The 18,512-nt window shown below is 71.8% G+C and carries 16 protein-coding genes; 13 read left to right on the top strand and 3 right to left on the bottom strand.

All coding sequences use genetic code 11. From position 1 onward, the window contains the following. Window positions 1–128: 128 nt before the first annotated feature. Window positions 129–4,499, top strand: a complete 4,371-nt coding sequence (locus ACSNN7_RS05740; RefSeq protein ID WP_436679582.1) for a HAMP domain-containing protein — start codon at window positions 129–131, stop codon at window positions 4,497–4,499. After that, the gene (locus ACSNN7_RS05735; RefSeq protein WP_334452057.1) at window positions 4,496–5,056 is read left to right on the top strand and encodes a response regulator; all 561 of its coding nucleotides are present in this window, start codon (window positions 4,496–4,498) and stop codon (window positions 5,054–5,056) included. The genes ACSNN7_RS05740 and ACSNN7_RS05735 overlap by 4 nt, the downstream gene beginning before the upstream one ends. A gap of 80 nt (window positions 5,057–5,136) precedes the next feature. Here the strand turns inward: ACSNN7_RS05735 and ACSNN7_RS05730 are convergent, their stop codons facing one another. After that, window positions 5,137–5,643 carry a GbsR/MarR family transcriptional regulator gene (locus ACSNN7_RS05730; protein ID WP_436679581.1) on the bottom strand — a complete coding sequence of 169 codons (507 nt, stop codon included), beginning with the start codon at window positions 5,641–5,643 and terminating at the stop codon, window positions 5,137–5,139. A gap of 92 nt (window positions 5,644–5,735) precedes the next feature. On the opposite strand from ACSNN7_RS05730, the gene ACSNN7_RS05725 reads away from it, so the two are divergent. Next, window positions 5,736–6,644 carry an ABC transporter ATP-binding protein gene (locus ACSNN7_RS05725; protein ID WP_436679580.1) on the top strand — a complete coding sequence of 303 codons (909 nt, stop codon included), beginning with the start codon at window positions 5,736–5,738 and terminating at the stop codon, window positions 6,642–6,644. Continuing rightward, window positions 6,641–8,233 carry an ABC transporter permease gene (locus tag ACSNN7_RS05720; RefSeq protein ID WP_436679579.1) on the top strand — a complete coding sequence of 531 codons (1,593 nt, stop codon included), beginning with the start codon at window positions 6,641–6,643 and terminating at the stop codon, window positions 8,231–8,233. The genes ACSNN7_RS05725 and ACSNN7_RS05720 overlap by 4 nt, the downstream gene beginning before the upstream one ends. 55 nt (window positions 8,234–8,288) lie before the next feature. Here ACSNN7_RS05720 and ACSNN7_RS05715 read toward each other — a convergent pair whose 3' ends face one another. Further along, on the bottom strand, window positions 8,289–8,621 hold the full coding sequence (locus tag ACSNN7_RS05715; RefSeq protein WP_436679578.1) for an STAS domain-containing protein: 333 nt from the start codon (window positions 8,619–8,621) through the stop codon (window positions 8,289–8,291). A gap of 141 nt (window positions 8,622–8,762) precedes the next feature. On the opposite strand from ACSNN7_RS05715, the gene hemL reads away from it, so the two are divergent. From hemL to ccsB, 6 genes are read left to right on the top strand one after another with little or no spacing between them, the layout of a single operon-like run. After that, the gene (gene hemL, locus ACSNN7_RS05710) at window positions 8,763–10,100 is read left to right on the top strand and encodes a glutamate-1-semialdehyde 2,1-aminomutase (RefSeq protein ID WP_436679577.1); all 1,338 of its coding nucleotides are present in this window, start codon (window positions 8,763–8,765) and stop codon (window positions 10,098–10,100) included. A gap of 5 nt (window positions 10,101–10,105) precedes the next feature. Beyond that, a complete protein-coding gene (locus ACSNN7_RS05705) occupies window positions 10,106–10,753 on the top strand; it encodes a histidine phosphatase family protein (protein ID WP_436679576.1) in 648 nt (215 codons plus the stop codon). Then, on the top strand, window positions 10,753–11,325 hold the full coding sequence (locus tag ACSNN7_RS05700) for a TlpA family protein disulfide reductase (protein ID WP_436679575.1): 573 nt from the start codon (window positions 10,753–10,755) through the stop codon (window positions 11,323–11,325). The genes ACSNN7_RS05705 and ACSNN7_RS05700 overlap by 1 nt, the downstream gene beginning before the upstream one ends. Continuing rightward, window positions 11,325–12,170, top strand: a complete 846-nt coding sequence (locus ACSNN7_RS05695; RefSeq protein WP_436679574.1) for a cytochrome c biogenesis CcdA family protein — start codon at window positions 11,325–11,327, stop codon at window positions 12,168–12,170. The genes ACSNN7_RS05700 and ACSNN7_RS05695 overlap by 1 nt, the downstream gene beginning before the upstream one ends. Beyond that, window positions 12,170–13,849, top strand: a complete 1,680-nt coding sequence (gene resB, locus ACSNN7_RS05690; protein ID WP_436679573.1) for a cytochrome c biogenesis protein ResB — start codon at window positions 12,170–12,172, stop codon at window positions 13,847–13,849. The genes ACSNN7_RS05695 and resB overlap by 1 nt, the downstream gene beginning before the upstream one ends. Continuing rightward, the gene (gene ccsB / locus ACSNN7_RS05685; RefSeq protein ID WP_436679572.1) at window positions 13,849–14,826 is read left to right on the top strand and encodes a c-type cytochrome biogenesis protein CcsB; all 978 of its coding nucleotides are present in this window, start codon (window positions 13,849–13,851) and stop codon (window positions 14,824–14,826) included. The genes resB and ccsB overlap by 1 nt, the downstream gene beginning before the upstream one ends. An 84-nt stretch (window positions 14,827–14,910) precedes the next feature. Here ccsB and ACSNN7_RS05680 read toward each other — a convergent pair whose 3' ends face one another. Next, window positions 14,911–15,387, bottom strand: coding sequence for a MarR family winged helix-turn-helix transcriptional regulator (locus ACSNN7_RS05680; protein ID WP_436679571.1), 477 nt, complete (start codon window positions 15,385–15,387; stop codon window positions 14,911–14,913). 35 nt (window positions 15,388–15,422) lie between these two features. Here ACSNN7_RS05680 and ACSNN7_RS05675 point away from each other — a divergent pair, with 35 nt between their 5' ends. The 3 genes from ACSNN7_RS05675 (at window position 15,423) to mqnP (ending at window position 18,495) form a co-directional block, all read left to right on the top strand. Continuing rightward, a complete protein-coding gene (locus ACSNN7_RS05675; protein ID WP_436679570.1) occupies window positions 15,423–16,004 on the top strand; it encodes a carboxymuconolactone decarboxylase family protein in 582 nt (193 codons plus the stop codon). A gap of 119 nt (window positions 16,005–16,123) precedes the next feature. Further along, on the top strand, window positions 16,124–17,584 hold the full coding sequence (locus tag ACSNN7_RS05670; RefSeq protein ID WP_436679569.1) for a menaquinone biosynthesis decarboxylase: 1,461 nt from the start codon (window positions 16,124–16,126) through the stop codon (window positions 17,582–17,584). Beyond that, a complete protein-coding gene (gene mqnP / locus ACSNN7_RS05665; RefSeq protein WP_436679568.1) occupies window positions 17,584–18,495 on the top strand; it encodes a menaquinone biosynthesis prenyltransferase MqnP in 912 nt (303 codons plus the stop codon). The genes ACSNN7_RS05670 and mqnP overlap by 1 nt, the downstream gene beginning before the upstream one ends. The last annotated feature ends 17 nt before the right edge of the window (window positions 18,496–18,512 follow it).

The following is an 18,512-nucleotide window of genomic DNA, read 5'->3' as shown; positions in this document are numbered from 1 at the left end:
CCCGAGCACGGACGGTGCCACACCGGGCGTGGCGCGCACTTCGCGTCCGTGGCATCGACACTTACGCGGGCACAATGATGGGATGGCGGCGTGTCGGCAAGCGCCGGAGGCCCCGAGCTGAGCGAGGAATGATGAGCGCGAAACAGTCGGTGACCGCGGATCCGTCCGCTTCCGAGCACTCGGCGCTTCTCGTCGAGCTGACGGAGGCGCTGCGCCGGGTGCGGGGCGGCGACTTCAAGGTCCGGCTGCCCCGGCGGGCGGGTGCGGCCGGTGAGGTCGCGGACGCCTTCAACGACGTGGTGTCGATCCAGGAGCGGCAGCACCTGGACCTGCGCCGGATCAGCCGGATCGTCGGCCGGGACGGCCGGCTCACCGAACGCCTGGACGAGGAGGGGTTCGACGGTTCCTGGGCGGAGGGGCAGCGGGCGATCAACTCGCTGATCGACGACCTGGGGCGGCCGACCACCGAGATCGCCCGGGTGATCGTGGCGGTGGCCGACGGTGACCTCTCCCAGCACATGGCGCTGGAGATCGACGGCCGCCCGCTGCGCGGCGAGTACCTGCGCATCGGCCGCACGGTCAACACGATGGTCGACCAGCTGTCGTCCTTCTCCAACGAGGTGACCCGGGTGGCCCGCGAGGTGGGCACCGAGGGCAAGCTCGGTGGGCAGGCCGACGTGCGGGGCGTCGCCGGCACCTGGAAGGACCTCACCGACTCGGTGAACACCATGGCGTCGAACCTGACCGGCCAGGTGCGATCGATCTCACAGGTGGCGACGGCGGTGGCCAAGGGCGACCTGTCGCAGAAGATCACGGTCGGGGCGCGCGGCGAGGTCGCCGAGCTGGCCGACACGATGAACTCGCTCACCGACACCCTGCGGCTCTTCGCCGAGCAGGTGACCCGGGTGGCCCGCGAGGTGGGCACCGAGGGCAAGCTGGGCGGCCAGGCGGAGGTGCCGAACGTCGCCGGCACCTGGAAGGACCTGACCGACAGCGTCAACTCGATGGCGTCGAACCTGACCTCGCAGGTGCGCAACATCGCCCAGGTCTCCACCGCGGTGGCCCGGGGTGACCTGTCGCAGAAGATCACCGTGGCCGCGCAGGGCGAGATCCTGGAGCTCAAGGACACCGTCAACACGATGGTGGATCAGCTGTCGTCGTTCGCCGACGAGGTGACCCGGGTGGCCCGTGAGGTGGGCATCGAGGGCAAGCTGGGTGGTCAGGCGCAGGTGCGTGGGGTCTCCGGCACCTGGCGTGACCTGACGGAGAACGTCAACCAGCTCGCCGGCAACCTGACCAGCCAGGTCCGCAACATCTCGCAGGTCTCCACGGCGGTGGCGAAGGGCGACCTGAGCCAGAAGATCACCGTCGACGCGCAGGGCGAGATCCTGGAGCTGAAGAACACCGTCAACACGATGGTGGATCAGCTGTCGTCGTTCGCCGACGAGGTGACCCGGGTGGCCCGCGAGGTGGGTACCGAGGGCAAGCTGGGTGGTCAGGCCCAGGTCAAGGGCGTCCTGGGTACGTGGCGGGACCTGACCGACAACGTGAACTCGATGGCGTCGAACCTGACCAGCCAGGTCCGCAACATCGCCTCGGTCACCACGGCGGTGGCGAAGGGTGACCTGTCGCAGAAGATCACGGTGGACGCCCGGGGCGAGATCCTGGAGCTGAAGTCCACGGTCAACACGATGGTGGACCAGCTCTCGTCGTTCGCCGACGAGGTGACCCGGGTGGCCCGCGAGGTGGGCACCGAGGGCAAACTCGGCGGCCAGGCCCAGGTGCGCGGCGTGGCCGGCACCTGGCGGGACCTGACCGACAACGTGAACTCGATGGCGTCGAACCTGACCGCCCAGGTCCGCAACATCGCCCAGGTCTCCACCGCCGTCGCCAAGGGTGACCTGTCGCAGAAGATCACGGTGGACGCGCAGGGCGAGATCCTGGAGCTGAAGTCGACCGTGAACACGATGGTGGACCAGCTCTCGTCGTTCGCCGACGAGGTGACGCGGGTGGCCCGCGAGGTGGGTACCGAGGGCAAGCTGGGTGGTCAGGCCCAGGTCAAGGGCGTCTCGGGTACGTGGCGGGACCTGACCGACAACGTGAACTCGATGGCGTCGAACCTGACCAGCCAGGTCCGCAACATCGCCTCGGTCACCACGGCGGTGGCGAAGGGTGACCTGTCGCAGAAGATCACGGTGGACGCGCAGGGCGAGATCCTGGAGCTGAAGTCGACCGTGAACACGATGGTGGACCAGCTCTCGTCGTTCGCCGACGAGGTGACCCGGGTGGCCCGCGAGGTCGGCATCGAGGGCAAGCTGGGTGGTCAGGCCCAGGTGAAGGGCGTCTCCGGCACCTGGCGTGACCTGACGGAGAACGTCAACCAGCTCGCCTCGACGCTCACCACTCAGCTGCGGGCGATCGCCCAGGTGTCCACCTCGGTGACTCGGGGCGACCTGACCCAGCGGATCGCGGTCAAGGCGCAGGGCGAGGTCGCCGAGCTGAAGGACAACATCAACCAGATGATCGTCACCCTCCGGGAGACGACCAAGAAGAACGCCGAACAGGGCTGGCTCGACTCCAACCTGGCCCGCATCGGCGGGCTGCTCCAGGGCCAGCGCGACCTCGGCGAGGTCTGCCGCATGATCATGATGGAGGTGACCCCGCTGGTCGACGCGCAGCTCGGCGCGTTCTTCCTGGCGGACACCTCCGACGGCGTGATGCGGCTGCGGCTGACCGCCTCGTACGGCTACGTGGCCCGGGGCCACGACGTGACCTTCGGGCCCGGGGAGGGGCTGGTCGGTCAGGCGGCACTGTCGCGCCGCACGATCCGGGTGAACGCGTTGCCCGACGGGCGGCTCACCCTGCGCTCCGGGCTGGCCGAGACGCCCCCGGCCGACCTGGTCGTGCTCCCGGTCCTCTTCGAGGGCGAGCTGCTCGGCGTGATCGAGTTCGCCAGCGTGGCGCGCTTCTCCGAGCTGCACCTGGCGTTCCTGGAGCGGCTGGTGCTGACCACCGGCATCGCGGTCAACACCATCCAGGCCAACCGGCGTACCGAGGAGCTGCTGGCGCAGTCGCAGCGGCTGGCCCTGGAGCTGCAGGACCAGTCGGCCGAGTTGCAGCGCACCAACGCCGAGCTGGAGGACAAGGCCAAGCTGCTCTCCGAGCAGAAGGGCAACATCGAGACCAAGAACCGGGAGATCGAACTGGCCCGGCTCGGCCTGGAGGAGAAGGCGCAGCAGCTCACCCGGGCCTCGGCGTACAAGTCGGAGTTCCTGGCCAACATGAGCCACGAGCTGCGGACCCCGCTGAACTCGCTGCTGCTGCTGGCCCGGCTGCTGGCCGAGAACTCGGAGCAGAACCTGAGCCGCAAGCAGATCGAGTTCGCCCGCACCATCCACAGCGCCGGCTCCGACCTGCTCTCCCTGATCGACGACATCCTGGACCTGTCCAAGATCGAGGCGGGCCGGATGGACGTCCAGCCGACCGAGATCCGGTTCGACGAGATCCGCGGGTACGTCGAGCAGGCGTTCGCCCCGCAGGCCGAGGAGAAGGGCCTGGACTTCCAGGTACGGGTGGCCAAGGAGCTGCCGCCGGCGCTGGTCACCGACGCCCAGCGGTTGCAGCAGGTCCTGCGCAACCTGCTCTCCAACGCGATCAAGTTCACCGACAACGGCGCGGTGACGTTGCGGATCGCGCCGGCGCCGGAGAACGCCGTCTTCGACGTGCCGGCGCTGACCAACGCCCGGCAGGTGATCGCGTTCACCGTGATCGACACCGGCATCGGCGTCTCGGACGACAAGCTGTCGCTGATCTTCGAGGCGTTCCAGCAGGCCGACGGCACCACCAGCCGCCGCTACGGCGGCACCGGGCTGGGGTTGTCGATCAGCCGGGACCTGGCGCGGCTGCTGGGCGGCACGATCACCGTCACGTCGGCGCCCGGTCAGGGCTCGACCTTCACCCTCTTCGTACCCGATGTGCTGGCTCCGGACGCGGTGGTGGCGCCGCAGCCCCCGTCCCCGCAGCGCGCGGGCCTGCCCTCGTCGTTGCTGATGCCGCCGATGGAGCTGCTGCCCGAGCCGCCGGAGGCGCCGGCCACCCGGCAGCTCGACGGCGCCACCGTGCTGATCGTCGACGACGACGTGCGGAACGTGTTCGCGCTGACCTCCGCGTTGGAGCTGCACGGCATGACCGTGCTGTACTCGGACAACGGGGCGGACGGTGTCCGCCTGCTGGCCGAGCATCCGGAGGTGGACATCGTGTTGATGGATGCGATGATGCCGGACCAGGACGGGTACGAGACCACGAGGCAGATTCGCCGCAACCACCGCTTCGCGGATCTGCCGATCGTCTTCCTGACGGCGAAGGCGATGCCGGGTGACCGCGAGTCGGCGCTCGCGGCCGGGGGCAGTGACTACATCACCAAGCCGGTCGACCTGGACGAGCTGATTGAGCGGATGGCGTCGTGGATCGGCGGCCGCCGAGGCGAGGAGAATTCGTGACACAGACAGCCAAGGCGCTGCTGGTGGACGACCGGCGGGAGAACCTGATGGCCCTGGAGGCGATCCTCCAGGGGCTTCCGGTGCAGTCGGTGGCCGTGGAGAGTGGCGAGGCGGCGCTGAAGCAGTTGCTGGTGGACGACTTCGCGGTGATCCTGCTGGACGCCCAGATGCCGGACATGGACGGCTTCGAGACCGCCAGCCACATCAAGCGGCGGGAGCGGACCCGGCACGTGCCGATCATCTTCCTCACCGCCGCCGACAAGGACGCGCAGCTCGCCCTGCGCGGCTACGCGGTGGGCGCGGTGGACTACCTCACCAAGCCCTTCGACCCGTGGGTGCTGCGGGCGAAGGTGTCGGTCTTCGTGGAGCTGTGGGTGAAGACCCGGCAGCTGGCCGCCCAGTCCGACCTGGTGCGGGAGCGGGACGCCCAGTGGCGGGTGCTCACCGACGCCGTCGACGAGGCCACCTCCCTGCTGCGCGGCAACGACGACCTCGACACCCGCGACCGCGCCGTCGACCTCCTCGAACAGGCCCGCTGGGGCAGCACCACCCCCTGACCCCTGGCGAAGACCCCGCAGTTACCGAGAAAGAGTGGCCATTCCCGCGCGGATGGCCACTCTTTCTCGGTAGGTGCGGGTCAGTCGGAGCGCGGTGGGTGGCCGGTCGCGGCGCGGCGGGCGCGCCAGCGTTCGCCGAGGGCGTCGATCTCCTCCTGGACGAAGACGAAGAAGTCGCGCATCTCGGCGACCCGCTCGCCGCCCGGGGTGGCCGGGCCGTGCAGCGCGTCGACGCCGGCAGCGGCGATGTCGATGAAGTTCTTGTAGAGGCCGGTCTTGGTGACGGTGGCCTCGTACCAGGGGTTGTCCGGCACCCGGTAGCGGTCCCGGCGGGAACGGGGCACCGGCTCCCGCAGCAGCATGCCGAACTGGGTGAGGTAGCGGACGGCGCCGGAGACCGCCGCCGCGCTGACCCCGAGGCGTTCGCCGATCTCGGCGGCGGTCAGCGGTTCGTCGGCGCTCATCACCGTGAACAGCACCCGGGCGGCCATCCGGGGGAACCCGACCTCGGCGAAGGCCATCGCCATCCGTTCGACGAAGAGGTGGACCTCCTCGGCGTCCGGGGTCGGATGGTGGTCGTCGGCCATCGGCGGGTGCTCCTCACTGTGGGTCGGACAACGACTATGCCTCAGCTCTCAGAGTATTCACGAATTTGTGAAACGAGTGTAGCTTCTGACGTATGGAAACTCCCATTGCGGTGACCGGCCTGGTCAAGACCTTCGGCCGGACCCGGGCGCTCGACGGCCTCGACCTCAGCGTCCGCGCCGGAGAGGTGCACGGCTTCCTCGGCCCCAACGGGGCCGGCAAGTCGACCACCATCCGGGTGCTGCTCGGTTTGCTGCGGGCGGACGCGGGGGCCGTCCGCCTGCTCGGCGGCGACCCGTGGCGCGACGCGGTCGCGCTGCACCGCCGGCTGGCGTACGTCCCGGGCGACGTGACCCTCTGGCCCAACCTCTCCGGCGGAGAGGTGATCGACCTGCTCGGCCGGATGCGCGGCGGGCTCGACCCGAAGCGGCGCGCCGAGCTGCTGGAGTCGTTCGAGCTGGACCCGCGCAAGAAGGGGCGGGCCTACTCCAAGGGCAACCGGCAGAAGGTCGGCCTGGTCGCCGCCCTCGCCTCCGACGTCGAACTGCTCATCCTCGACGAGCCGACCTCGGGGCTGGACCCGCTGATGGAGGAGGTCTTCCAGCAGTGGGTGCGCCGGGCCCGCCAGGACGGCCGGACCGTGCTGCTCTCCAGCCACATCCTCGCCGAGGTGGAGGCGCTCTGCGACCGCGTCACCATCATCCGCAACGGGCGGAACGTGGAGACCGGGACGCTGACCGAACTGCGCCACCTGCACCGCACCTCCATCGACGCCGAGATCGCCGCCCCGCTGGACGGGCTGGCCGACCTCCCGGGCGTGCACGACCTGCGGGTGGAGGGCAACCGGGTGCGCTTCGACGTGGACAACCCGGCGCTGGACGCCGCGCTGCGCCGGCTGGCCGAGCTGGGCGTACGGAGCCTGGTCAGCCAGCCGCCGACGCTGGAGGAGCTGTTCCTGCGGCACTACGGCACGATCGACGAGCCGGCCGGGGCGGACCGATGAGCACCCTCACCGGCACCCGCCACCTGGTCCGGCTGATCCTGCGCCGGGACCGCGTCCTGCTGCCGCTCTGGGTGCTGGTGCTGGCCGTCCTGCCGATGACGTACGCGACGAGCTTCTTCGAGCTCTTCCCCACCGCCGCCGAGCGGGCCGCGTACGTCACCGGCACCGCGACGAACCCCTCGATCGTCGCCCTGCTCGGGCCGGTCTACGGCGACAGCGTCGGCGCCCTCACCGCCCAGCGGGGCGGCTTCCTCACCCTGATCGTCGGGCTGGTCAGCCTGCTCACCGTCATCCGGCACACCCGCACCGAGGAGGAGGACGGTCGCCGGGAACTGCTCGGGGCCACCGTGCTCGGCCGGTACGCGGGCCTGACCGCCGCGCTGCTGGTCACGTACGCGGCCAACCTGCTGCTCGGCCTGCTCACCGCGGCCGGCCTGGCCGCCACCGGCCTGCCGATGGCCGGCTCGCTCGGCTACGGGCTGTCGACCGCGCTGGTGGGGATCGTCTTCGCCACCGTGGGTGGTCTCGCCGCCCAGCTCACCGAGGCGGCCGGCGGCGCGCGGGGGATCGCTGTCGGGCTGCTCGGCCTGGCCTTCGCGCTCCGGCTCGCCGGGGACACCGCCGAGCGGGACTGGCCGAGCTGGCTCTCGCCGCTGGGCTGGGCCCCGCGCATCCGGGCCTACGAGGGGGAGCGCTGGTGGCTGGTGGCGCTGCCGGTGGCGTTGACCGTGCTGCTCGCCGCGTTCGCGTACCCGCTGTCGGTGCGCCGCGACCTCGGCGCCGGGCTGCTGCCGCCCCGGCTCGGGCCGGCCCACGCCGGGCGGGGCCTGTCCGGGCCGCTCGGGCTGGCCTGGCGGCTGCACCGGGGTGCGCTGCTCGGCTGGTCGGTCGGGTTCGGGCTGCTCGGGCTGATCCTGGGCGGCGCGGCGGAGGCCGCCGGGCGGTCGGTCGAGGGCAACGCCCAGCTGGAGGAGATCATGGGCCGGCTGGGCGGTACGTCCGCGCTCGCCGAGGCGTACCTGGGCAGCACGCTCGCCTTCGTCGGGCTGGCCGCCGCGGGCTACGGCATCGCCGCCGCGCTGCGGATGCGTACGGAGGAGGCCGCCGGACGGGCGGAGCCGCTGCTGGCCACCGGGGTGCACCGGTCCCGCTGGCTCGCCTCGCACCTGCTCTTCGCCCTGGCCGGGCCGGTGGTGGTGCTGGCCGTCGCCGGGCTCGCCACCGGGCTCACCTACGGCATCAGCGTGGGCGACGTGCCGGGCCAGCTGTCCCGGATGCTCGGCGCGGGCCTGGCGCAGGTGCCGGCGGCCTGGGTGCTGGCCGGCCTGGCGGTGCTGCTCTACGGGCTGCTGCCCCGGTACGCCCCGGTGGCCTGGGGGGTGCTCGTGCTCTGCGTGCTGCTCGGCCAGCTCGGCGCGGTGCTGGAGCTGAGCCGGTGGCTGCTGGACGTGTCCCCGTTCACGCACACCCCGCAGGTGCTCGGCGACTCGTGGACCGCCACCCCGCTGATCGCCCTCACCGCCCTGGCTCTCCTGCTCGCGGCGGCCGGCCTGGCGGGCTTCCGCCGCCGCGACGTCCCCACCACCTGATCAGGTCGTGAGGTGGGCGGCGGCTGAGCCGTCCACCTCACGGTCGAGCCGACGGTCAGGGGGCGGTCTCGTTGCGGATCATCAGCGCGGAGCGCAGGCCGGTGATGTCCAGGACGCGCAGCAGGAAGTCGCCGACGTTGCTGAGCACCAGGAGGGTCTGGGCGTGACTGGCCTTGCGGCTGAGCACGACCAGCGTGCCGAGGCCCTGGGAGTCACAGAACGTGACACCGCCCATGTCGAGCACGATGCGCGGCGGGGGATCGGCCAGCACCTCGTTGACGACGGTCGACAGCTGGCCGGCCGTGAGCATGTCGATCTCACCGGCGAGGCGAAGCAGCGCTTCATCGCCTGTCCGGTCTATCGTGATGGACAGTTCGGCACGATCCACCCGGTCAGCCTATCGCGATCTCGACCGAGCGGCCCGGTGAGACTTGTTCGGTCGTCGGGCGCGCGCACCGGGGTGAGCCTGGTAACCCCGCCCCGGGGTGGCTGCCGATTCCCGCTCCAGCGCTGACACAATGGCCGCATCGTGACCGACATCTTTTCCGCCGGATCCGGCCGCTACCCGGCCGACGCACCGGCCTCCGAGGCCCTGTTCGACCGCGCCAAGGCCATCGTGCCGGGCGGGGTGAACTCCCCCGTGCGCGCCTTCCGCGCCGTCGGCGGCACCCCGCGATTCATGGTGCGGGGAGAGGGTCCCTGGCTGCACGACGCCGACGGCCGGCGCTACGTCGACCTGGTCTGCTCGTGGGGGCCGCTGATCCTCGGCCACGCCCACCCCGAGGTGGTCGAGGCCGTCCGGGAGGCCGCCGGCAAGGGCACCAGCTTCGGCACCCCGACCCCGGGCGAGGTCGAGCTGGCCGCCGAGATCGTCGACCGCACCCCGGTCGAGCAGGTCCGGCTGGTCAACTCCGGCACCGAGGCCACGATGTCGGCGATCCGGCTGGCCCGCGGCTTCACCGGCCGCTCGAAGATCATCAAGTTCTCCGGCTGCTACCACGGGCACTCCGACGGCCTGCTCGCCGCCGCCGGCTCCGGCGTGGCGACCCTCGGCCTGCCCGACTCGCCCGGCGTGACCGGCGCGGCGGCGGGCGACACCATCGTGCTGCCGTACAACGACCTGGCGGCGGTGGAGAAGGTCTTCGCCGAGGAGGGCCGGCACATCGCCGCGGTGATCACCGAGGCCGCCGCCGGCAACATGGGCGTGGTAGCCCCGCAGGACAACTTCAACCAGCGGCTCGCCTCGATCGCCCACGCCGACGGGGCGCTGCTCATCGTCGACGAGGTGATGACCGGCTTCCGGGTCTCCCGCGCCGGCTGGCACGGCCTCGACCCGTCCGACGCCGACCTCTGGACGTACGGGAAGGTCATGGGTGGCGGGCTGCCCGCCGCCGCGTTCGGCGGGCGGGCCGAGATCATGGCCCGGCTGGCCCCGGCCGGCCCGGTCTACCAAGCCGGCACGCTCTCCGGTAACCCGCTGGCCTGCGCCGCCGGCCTGGCCACCCTCCGGCTGGCCGATGACGCGCTCTACCGCAAGCTGGACGCCACGGCCGCCGCCGTGGGCCGGCTCGCCACCGACGCGCTGACCGCCGCCGGCGTCCCGCACCGGCTGTCGTACGCGGGCAACATGTTCTCGATCTTCTTCACCGACGCCGAGGTGCGTGACTACGACAGCGCGCGCACGCAGCAGGTGCCCGCCTTCAAGGCGTTCTTCCACGCGATGCTCGCCGCCGGCGTCTACCTGCCGCCGAGCGCGTTCGAGTCGTGGTTCGTCTCGGCGGCGATCGACGACGCCGCACTGGAGCAGATCGCCGCCGCGCTGCCGACGGCGGCGAACGCGGCGGCAGCGGCGGGCACGGGGGGGTAACGGACGTGAGCGCAACGGTTGTCCACGTGCTGCGGCACGGCGAGGTGCACAACCCGGACCAGATCCTGTACGGACGGCTGCCCGGCTTCCGCCTGTCGGAGCTGGGCGTCCAGATGGCCAAGGCGGCCGCGCAGGCGCTCGCCGAGCGGGAGATCGTGCACGTGGTGGCGAGTCCGCTGGAGCGGGCACAGCAGACCGCCGAGCCGATCGCCGCCCAGTTCGGGCTCCCCGTCGGGGTGGACGAGCGGCTGATCGAGAGCGCCAACTGGTTCGAGGGCAAGAAGGTCTCGCCGGGCGACGGCTCGTTCCGCGATCCGCGCAACTGGTGGGTGCTGCGCGACCCGGTCACCCCCTCCTGGGGCGAGGCATACCGGGTCATCGCCGAGCGGATGTTCGCCGCGCTGCACGCCGCCCGGGTGGCCGCCGAGGGGCGCGAGGCCGTGCTCGTCTCCCACCAGCTGCCCATCTGGACGCTGCGGCGCCACGTCGAGCGCAAGCGGCTCTGGCACGACCCGCGCCGCCGCCAGTGCGGCCTGGCCAGCCTCACCTCGTTCCACTTCGACGGTGCGAAGGTCACCGGTATCGGCTACTCCGAGCCCGCCGCGCACCTGATCGCGATGTCGACGACAGCCCGGACGGCCAAGGGGGCCTGATGCGTTCCCGGAGGCCGATCGCCGCCCTGCTCGCCGCCGTCACCGCCGTGACGGCGCTGGTCGGCTGCTCCTCCGAGAGCGGGGAGAGCCGCTGCGCCAACGACGGCGGCATCGTCGCCTGCGCGCCGGACCAGCGCTCGAGCGCCCCGAAGATCGCCGGTGAGCTGCTCACCGGCGGCCGGTACGACGTCTCCGAGGCGCGCGGCCAGGTGGTCGTGCTCAACTTCTGGGGCTCGTGGTGCGCGCCCTGCCGGGCCGAGGCCGACGACCTGGAGGCCACCTACCAGGCCACCAAGGCCTCCGGGGTGACCTTCCTCGGCATCAACGTGCAGGACAGCCGGGACAAGGCGATCGCCTTCGAGGAGGGCCGGGTCACCTACCCGAGCCTCTTCGACCCGCCGAGCCGGCTGGCGCTGGCCCTGGAGATCCCGCCGAACACCGTCCCGGCCACCGTTGTGCTCGACCGCGACGGCCGGGTCGCCACCGTGATCCGGGCGGCCGTCAAGCAGGACGGCCTGCAACCGATCGTCGAGCGGATCGCTGCCGAGCAGCCGGCCGCCGGTCCCCGCTGATGGGCGAGACGTTCCGCCAGGTCGCCGAGTCGGGTCCCCTGCTGCTGGCCATCGGCGCGGCGGCACTCGCCGGGCTGGTCAGCTTCCTGTCTCCGTGCGTGCTGCCGCTGATGCCCGGCTACCTGTCGTACGTGACCGGGCTCGCCGGCGCGGACCTGGAGGGGCGGGCGCGGGCCGAGCAGCCGCCGGCCGGCGGTGCGGCCCCACCCGGTGGCGACGGCGCGGTGGCTGTCGCGGCACCCGTGACCGCCCGGCCGGTGGCCGCGGTCAAGGGACGGGTGCTCGCCGGGACGCTGCTCTTCATCGCCGGTTTCACCGTGGTCTTCACCGCCACCGCGATCCTCTTCGCCGGCTTCGGCCGGGTGTTCTTCGACCACGAGCGGACGCTGGAGATCGTCATCGGCGCGCTGGTCGTGGTGCTCGGGCTGAGCTACCTGGGCGTGGTGCCGGGCATGCAGCGCGAGTTCCGCATCCACCGGCTGCCCGCCGCCGGGCTGCTCGGGGCGCCGGTCCTCGGGGCGGTCTTCGCGCTGAGCTGGCTGCCCTGCACCGGTCCGACCCTGGGCGCGGTGCTCGGCATGGCCACGGCGGCCGGCAAGACCGACCGGGCCGTGGTGCTGGCCGTGGCCTACTGCTTCGGGCTGGGGGTGCCGTTCGTCGTCTTCGGGCTGGGCTTCCACCGTCTGCTCGGGGTCTTCCGCGCCGTCCGGCGCAACAGCCGCTGGGTCACCCGCATCGGCGGGGCCCTGCTGATCCTGATCGGCCTGGCGCTGGTCACCGGCGGGTGGCAGAACTTCGTGATCTGGTTGCAGACCACCGTGGGCGTGGGCGAGGTGAGCATCTGATGACGACCGTGGACGACCGGCACGCCACTCCACCGGCCGAGGCGCCCCGGCGGCGGTTCCACCCGCTGCTGGCCCTGCTGCGCAACTCATGGCGGCAGCTCACCAGCATGCGTACCGCCCTGGTGCTGCTCTTCCTGCTCGCGATCGCCGCCATCCCCGGCTCGGTGCTGCCCCAGCGCGGAGTCAACCCGGAGGACGTGCGGGACTACTTCACCGCACATCCCGACCTGGCCCCGGTGCTCGACCGGATCGGCGCCTTCGAGGCGTTCGGCTCGGTCTGGTTCTCCGCGATCTACCTGCTGCTCTTCACCTCGCTGATCGGGTGCATCACCCCTCGGCTGCGCGACCACTTCCGGGCGCTGCGGTCGAAGCCGCCGGTCGCGCCGAAGCGGCTGGACCGGCTGCCGCAGCACGCGGTGCTGCCCATGCCGGCCGGCGGGGCGGCGGCGATCGCCGAGACGCTGCGCCGGCGCCGCTGGCGCGTGGTGGTCCGCGGCGACGAGGTCTCCGCCGAGAAGGGCTACCTCAAGGAGACCGGCAACCTGCTCTTCCACAGCTCGATGCTGGTCGTGCTGGTCGGCGTCGCGCTGGGGTCCTGGTACGGCTGGAGCGGCAACCGGCTGCTCGTGGCCGGCGAGGAGAACGCGTTCTGCAACACCCGCCAGCAGTACGCCGAAGCCAAGCTCGGCCCGCGGGTGGGCAGCGAGGACCTGCCCGGCTTCTGCCTTCGGCTCGACGATTTCCAGGCCCGGTTCCTGGAGTCCGGGCAGCCGGAGTTCTTCAACGCCGCGGTGACCGTCGACGAGCCCGGCGGCGAGCGGCGGCCGGCCGAGTTCTCGGTCAACTCGCCGCTGCGGATCGACGGCGCCGGCGTCTACCTGCTGGGCCACGGCTACGCCCCGGTGATCCGGTACACCGACCGGTACGGCCGCAGCCAGACCAGCACCGTGCCGTTCCTGACCACCGGCGACGCCGGGCTGACCAGCGAGGGCCTGGCCGCCTTCCCGGACGCCAACGTCGACCCGGCCACCGGCCGGCGCGATCCGGGCCTCCAGATGGCGTTCACCGGCCTCTACCTGCCGACCGCCCCGCAGACGGCCCCCTTCGTGCGTTCCGAGTACCCGACCGAGCGCAACCCGGCACTCAACCTGACCGCCTACCGGGGCAACCTGGGGCTGGACGCCGGCATCCCCGGCTCCGTCTACGCGCTGGACCAGCGGCAGGTGCGCGCCGGCAAGCTCAAGGAGGCCGGCACCAAGCTGCTGAAGCCGGGCGAGACCTGGACGCTGGACGACGGCACCAAGCTCGAGTTCCTCGGCACCGAGCCGTACATCACCCTCTCCGTGCGGTACGACCCCGGCCAGGCGCTGCTGCTGGTCAGCTCCGGATTCCTGCTGGTCGGGCTGATGGGTTCGCTGTTCGGCCGACGTCGTCGGGTCTTCTTCCGGGTGCTCCCGGCGGGTGCCGGGGACGCGCCCGCGGCCGGTGCCGCCGACCCCGCGGGTGGATCTCCGACGAGCGGTAGTAGCTTGGTCGAGGCTGGTGGGTTGCCGCGCACCGACCATCCAGGGTTCGCCGACGAGTTCGCGCAGCTCGTCGCCGCGGTCAGTGGTGACGGGCGGGCCGACCGGGAGCGCGAGGAGAGCGACCCGGCCGGAGCGCGAGAAGGAGCCGAGTGATGTCCGCACTCTCCGACCAGCTGGTCACGTTCACGATCCTGGCGTTCCTGGTCGCGATGATCAGCCACGCCGTCGAGTACGCGCTCGGCAACGCCCGCCCCCGCACCGCGGCGGTCCCCGCCCGGGAGTTGGTCGGCGCCGGTGTCGGCGGATCCGGGGGCCTGACCCCGCAGCCACCTGCGGCACCCGGTGCGGCGGCGGCCGAACGCACCGCCCGGCGCGCCCGGCTGGCCGGTCTGATCGCCGTCGTCGCCACCGCGCTCGGCGCCCTGCTGCACCTCGGCGCCCTGGTCACCCGCGGCCTCGCCGCCGACCGGATGCCCTGGGGCAACATGTACGAGTTCGTGCTGACGGTCTCCTGGATCGGCGTCACCGGCTGGCTGGTGGTGCTCTGGAAGCGGCCGTCGCTGCGCCGCCTCGGGCTCTTCCTCACCCTGGTGATGGTGCTGCTGGTGGCGACCGCCGAGTTGGTGCTCTACACCCCGATCGTGCCGCTGGTGCCGGCGCTCAACTCGTACTGGTTCGTCGTCCACGTCTCGACCATCGTCTTCTCCTCCGGAATCCTGCTGCTCGGCGTGGTGCCGGCGGTGGCGTATCTGATGCGGGCCGGCTACGAGCAGGGCAAGCGCAGCTTCCCGTACACCCTGGCGAAGCGGATGCCTGCGGCGGCGGCCCTGGAACGGCTGACCTTCGTGCTGCACGCCTTCGCGTTCCCGATCTTCACCTTCGCGGTGATCGCCGGGGCGATCTGGGCCGAGGCGGCCTGGGGCCGGCCCTGGGGCTGGGACCCGAAGGAGACCTGGGCGTTCATCTCCTGGGTGGTCTACGCCGGCTACCTGCACGCCCGGGCCACGCCGAGCGTGAAGCGCAACGTGGTGGCCTGGCTCGCCGTGCTCGGCTTCCTCACCGTGCTGATGAACCTGTTCGGGGTGAACATCTTCTTCGAGGGCCTGCACTCCTACGGCGGCCTCGACTGATTCCGCGGCGTCTCCTCCACGGCCGTTCGGCGGCACCGGCTCAGCGCCGCTGACATTCCTGGCCGGGGTACGGGGCGGGGCGGGTCAGCCGCCGAACCAGCCGGGGACGTCGAGGCGGAAGAACTGGGCCGGGGTGACCCGCCGCAGGTCGTCCTCCATCGCGTCCACCCGGTCCGCGCCGAGGGTCGCCGCCCAGCGTGCGCGCAGCTCGTCGAAGACCACCGCCGAGCGGCGCAGCCCGTCGACGCCCCGCTGGGTCGGCCGGACCAGCTTGCGCCGGGCGTCGGTGGGGTCGTCGGCGCGTTCCAGATAGCCGAGCGCGACCAGCCGGTCGACGGTCTTCCCGGCCGCCTGCTTCGAGACGCCGAGGCGCTGGCCCAGCTCGCCGGCGGTGGTGCCGTCGGCGCCGACGGCCTGGAGGACGAAGCCGTGCAGGGGCCGCAGGTCCGGGTGCCCCTGCCGGGCCAGTTCGGCGTGCAGATCGTCGATGAGGATACGGAAGCCGGCCAGCAGCAGCAGGGGCAGCACGAAGCCGGGGCGTTCCGGGTCAGGCGTTGCCACGTTCGACAACCCGGTTTACTATTTGGTCAACCACGTTGACCATCCTACCCGAGGGGATCGCCTTGTCCGTCTTCACCGCCCACACGTCCGAGACCGCGCCCGCCGCCGCCCGTCCCACCATGGCCGGCGTGCACCGCAAGCTCGGCCACCTCCCACCGGCCGTCGCCCTGATGGCCGAGTCGCCCGAACTGCTCAAGGGGTTCCTCACCGCCAACGCCACCTTCGAGTCCACCGACCTCGACCCGGTCGAACGCGAGGTCGTGGTGCTGACGGTCGCCACCCGCAACGAGTGCCACGTCTGCGTGGCGATGCACACCGCCACCCTCACCCGGCACGGCGCCGGCCCGGAGCTGATCGCCGCCCTGCGGACCGGTGCGCCGCTGGCCGACGCGCGGCTGGAGGCGCTGCGCCGGTTCACCGTCGCCGTCCTCGACCACCGGGGAGCGGTGCCCGACGGCGAGCTGCACGCGTTCCTCGCCGCCGGCTGGCGTCCCCGACACGCCCTCGACGTGGTGCTCGGCGTCGGCACGTACACGATCTCCACCTTCGCCAACCGGCTCACGGACGCGCCGCTCGACCCGGCCCTGGCCGGGTACGCCTGGGAGCCGGCCGCCTGATCCCCGCCGCGCGCGAGGCGGCGCGACCGGGGGACCGCGCCGGATGCGTGGGGAGACGCACACCGCCCGGGGGACACCCGGCGTGGGCGGTGCGTCCCGGGGTGCGGGAGACTGGCCGCATGGCGGCTCGTGGCTTCCCGTACACCGATCTCAAGGACTTCCTCGCGGCGCTGGAGCGCGCGGGCGAGCTGCGGCGGGTCAAGGTCCCGGTCGACCCCACGCTGGAGATCAGCGAGGTGGTCACCCGGACCGTCCGTGCGGGCGGGCCGGCGCTGCTCTTCGAGCGGCCCACCCGGGGCGAGATGCCGGTGGCGATCAACCTCTTCGGCACCGAGAAGCGGATGGCGATGGCGCTCGGCGTCGAGTCGCTGGACGAGATCGGCGACCGGATCGGCGCGCTGGTCAAGCCGGAGCTGCCGGTCGGCTGGTCCGGCATCCGCGAGGGCCTGGGCAAGGTCATGCAGCTCAAGTCGGTGCCCCCGCGCAAGGTGAAGACCGCCCCCTGCCAGCAGGTGGTCTACCGCGGCGACGACGTCGACCTGAACCGGCTGCCCGGTCTCCAGGTCTGGCCCGGCGACGGCGGGATCTTCCACAACTACGGGCTGACCCACACCAAGCACCCGGAGACCGGCAAGCGCAACCTCGGCCTCTACCGCCTCCAGCAGCACAGCCGCAACACGCTGGGCATGCACTGGCAGATCCACAAGGACTCGACCGCGCACCACGCCGTCGCCGAGCGGCTCGGCCAGCGGCTGCCGGTGGCCGTCGCCATCGGCTGCGACCCGGTGGTCAGCTACGCGGCGAGCGCCCCGCTCCCCGGCGACATCGACGAGTACCTGTTCGCCGGCTTCCTGCGCGGCGAGCGGGTCGAGATGGTCGACTGCCTCACCGTGCCGTTGCAGGTGCCCGCGCACGCGCAGGTGGTGCTGGAGGGTTACCTGGAGCCCGGCGAGCGGCTGCCCGAGGGGCCGTTCGGCGACCACACCGGCTACTACACGCCCGTCGAGCCGTTCCCAGTGCTGCACATCGAGACGATGACCATGCAGCGCGACCCGGTCTACCACTCGATCATCACCTCCAAGCCCCCGCAGGAGGACCACGGCCTGGGCAAGGCCACCGAGCGGATCTTCCAGCCGCTGCTCAAGCTGCTGATCCCGGACATCGTCGACTACGACCTGCCGGCCGCCGGGGTGTTCCACAACTGCGCGATCGTGTCGATCCGCAAGCGCTACCCGAAGCACGCGCAGAAGGTGATGAACGCGATCTGGGGCGCGCACCTGATGTCGCTCACCAAGCTGATCGTGATCGTCGACGAGGACTGCGACGTGCACGACTACAACGAGGTCGCCTTCCGCGCCTTCGGCAACGTCGACTACGCCCGCGACCTGCTGCTCACCGAGGGCCCGGTGGACCACCTGGACCACTCGTCGTACCAGCAGTTCTGGGGTGGCAAGGCCGGCGTCGACGCCACCCGCAAGCTGCCCGCCGAGGGCTACACCCGGGGCTGGCCGGAGGAGATGACCATGTCGCCGGAGGTCGCTTCGCTGGTCGACAAGCGCTGGAAGGAGTACGGGATCTGATGGCGGTCCTCGACGCGCCGGCCGAGAAGCCGGGCCGGATCAAGTCCTTCCTCAAGCTGGTCGCGATCGAGCACTCCGTCTTCGCGCTGCCGTTCGCGTACCTGTCGGCGCTGACCGCGATGCAGGTCGACGGCGGGCGGGTGCGCTGGCTCGACCTGCTACTGATCACCGTGGCGATGGTCGGGGCGCGGACGTTCGCGATGGCCGCCAACCGGATCCTCGACCGGCGGATCGACGCCCGGAACCCGCGTACCGCGAACCGGGAGCTGGTCACCGGGGCGGTGAGCGTGCGCACGGCCTGGACCGGCGCGGCCGTCGCGCTGGTGGTCTTCCTGGCCGCCGCCGCCCTGCTCAACCCGCTCTGCCTGGTGCTCGCGCCGCTGGCCGTGATCCCGCTGGTCGTCTACCCGTACGGCAAGCGGTTCACCAACTGGCCGCACGCCATCCTGGCGATCGCCCAGGCGGTCGGCCCGGTCGGCGCCTGGCTCGCGGTCACCGGCACCCTGGACGGCTCCTGGCCGGCCTGGCTGCTCGGCGCGGCGGTGGGGCTCTGGATCGGCGGCTTCGACCTGATCTACGCCTGCCAGGACGCCGACGTCGACCGGGAGATCGGGGTGCACAGCGTCCCGGCCCGCTACGGCCTGCGCTTCGCGCTGCACGCCTCCACGGTGGCGCACGTGATCACCTTCGCGCTGTTCATCTGGTTCGGCGCGCTGATCGGCTTCGGCTGGCTCTGGTGGATCGGCCTGGCGCTGACCGCCGTCGCCTTCGGCTACCAGCACGTGGTGGTCACCCCCACCGATCTGAGCAAGGTCAACCGCGCCTTCTTCACCGCGAACGGCTTCGTCGGCATCGCCCTCTTTCTCTTCGCTCTCCTCGACCTGACCCTCCGCCTCAACCTCCACCCCTAACCCCACCCGACCTTGAC

The sequence above is a fragment of the Micromonospora sp. URMC 105 genome (genome assembly GCF_051386295.1).
Lineage (GTDB): Bacteria > Actinomycetota > Actinomycetes > Mycobacteriales > Micromonosporaceae > Micromonospora.
Note: the sequence above shows the minus strand (reverse complement) of the source record. Positions and strands in the feature narration are given on the sequence as shown.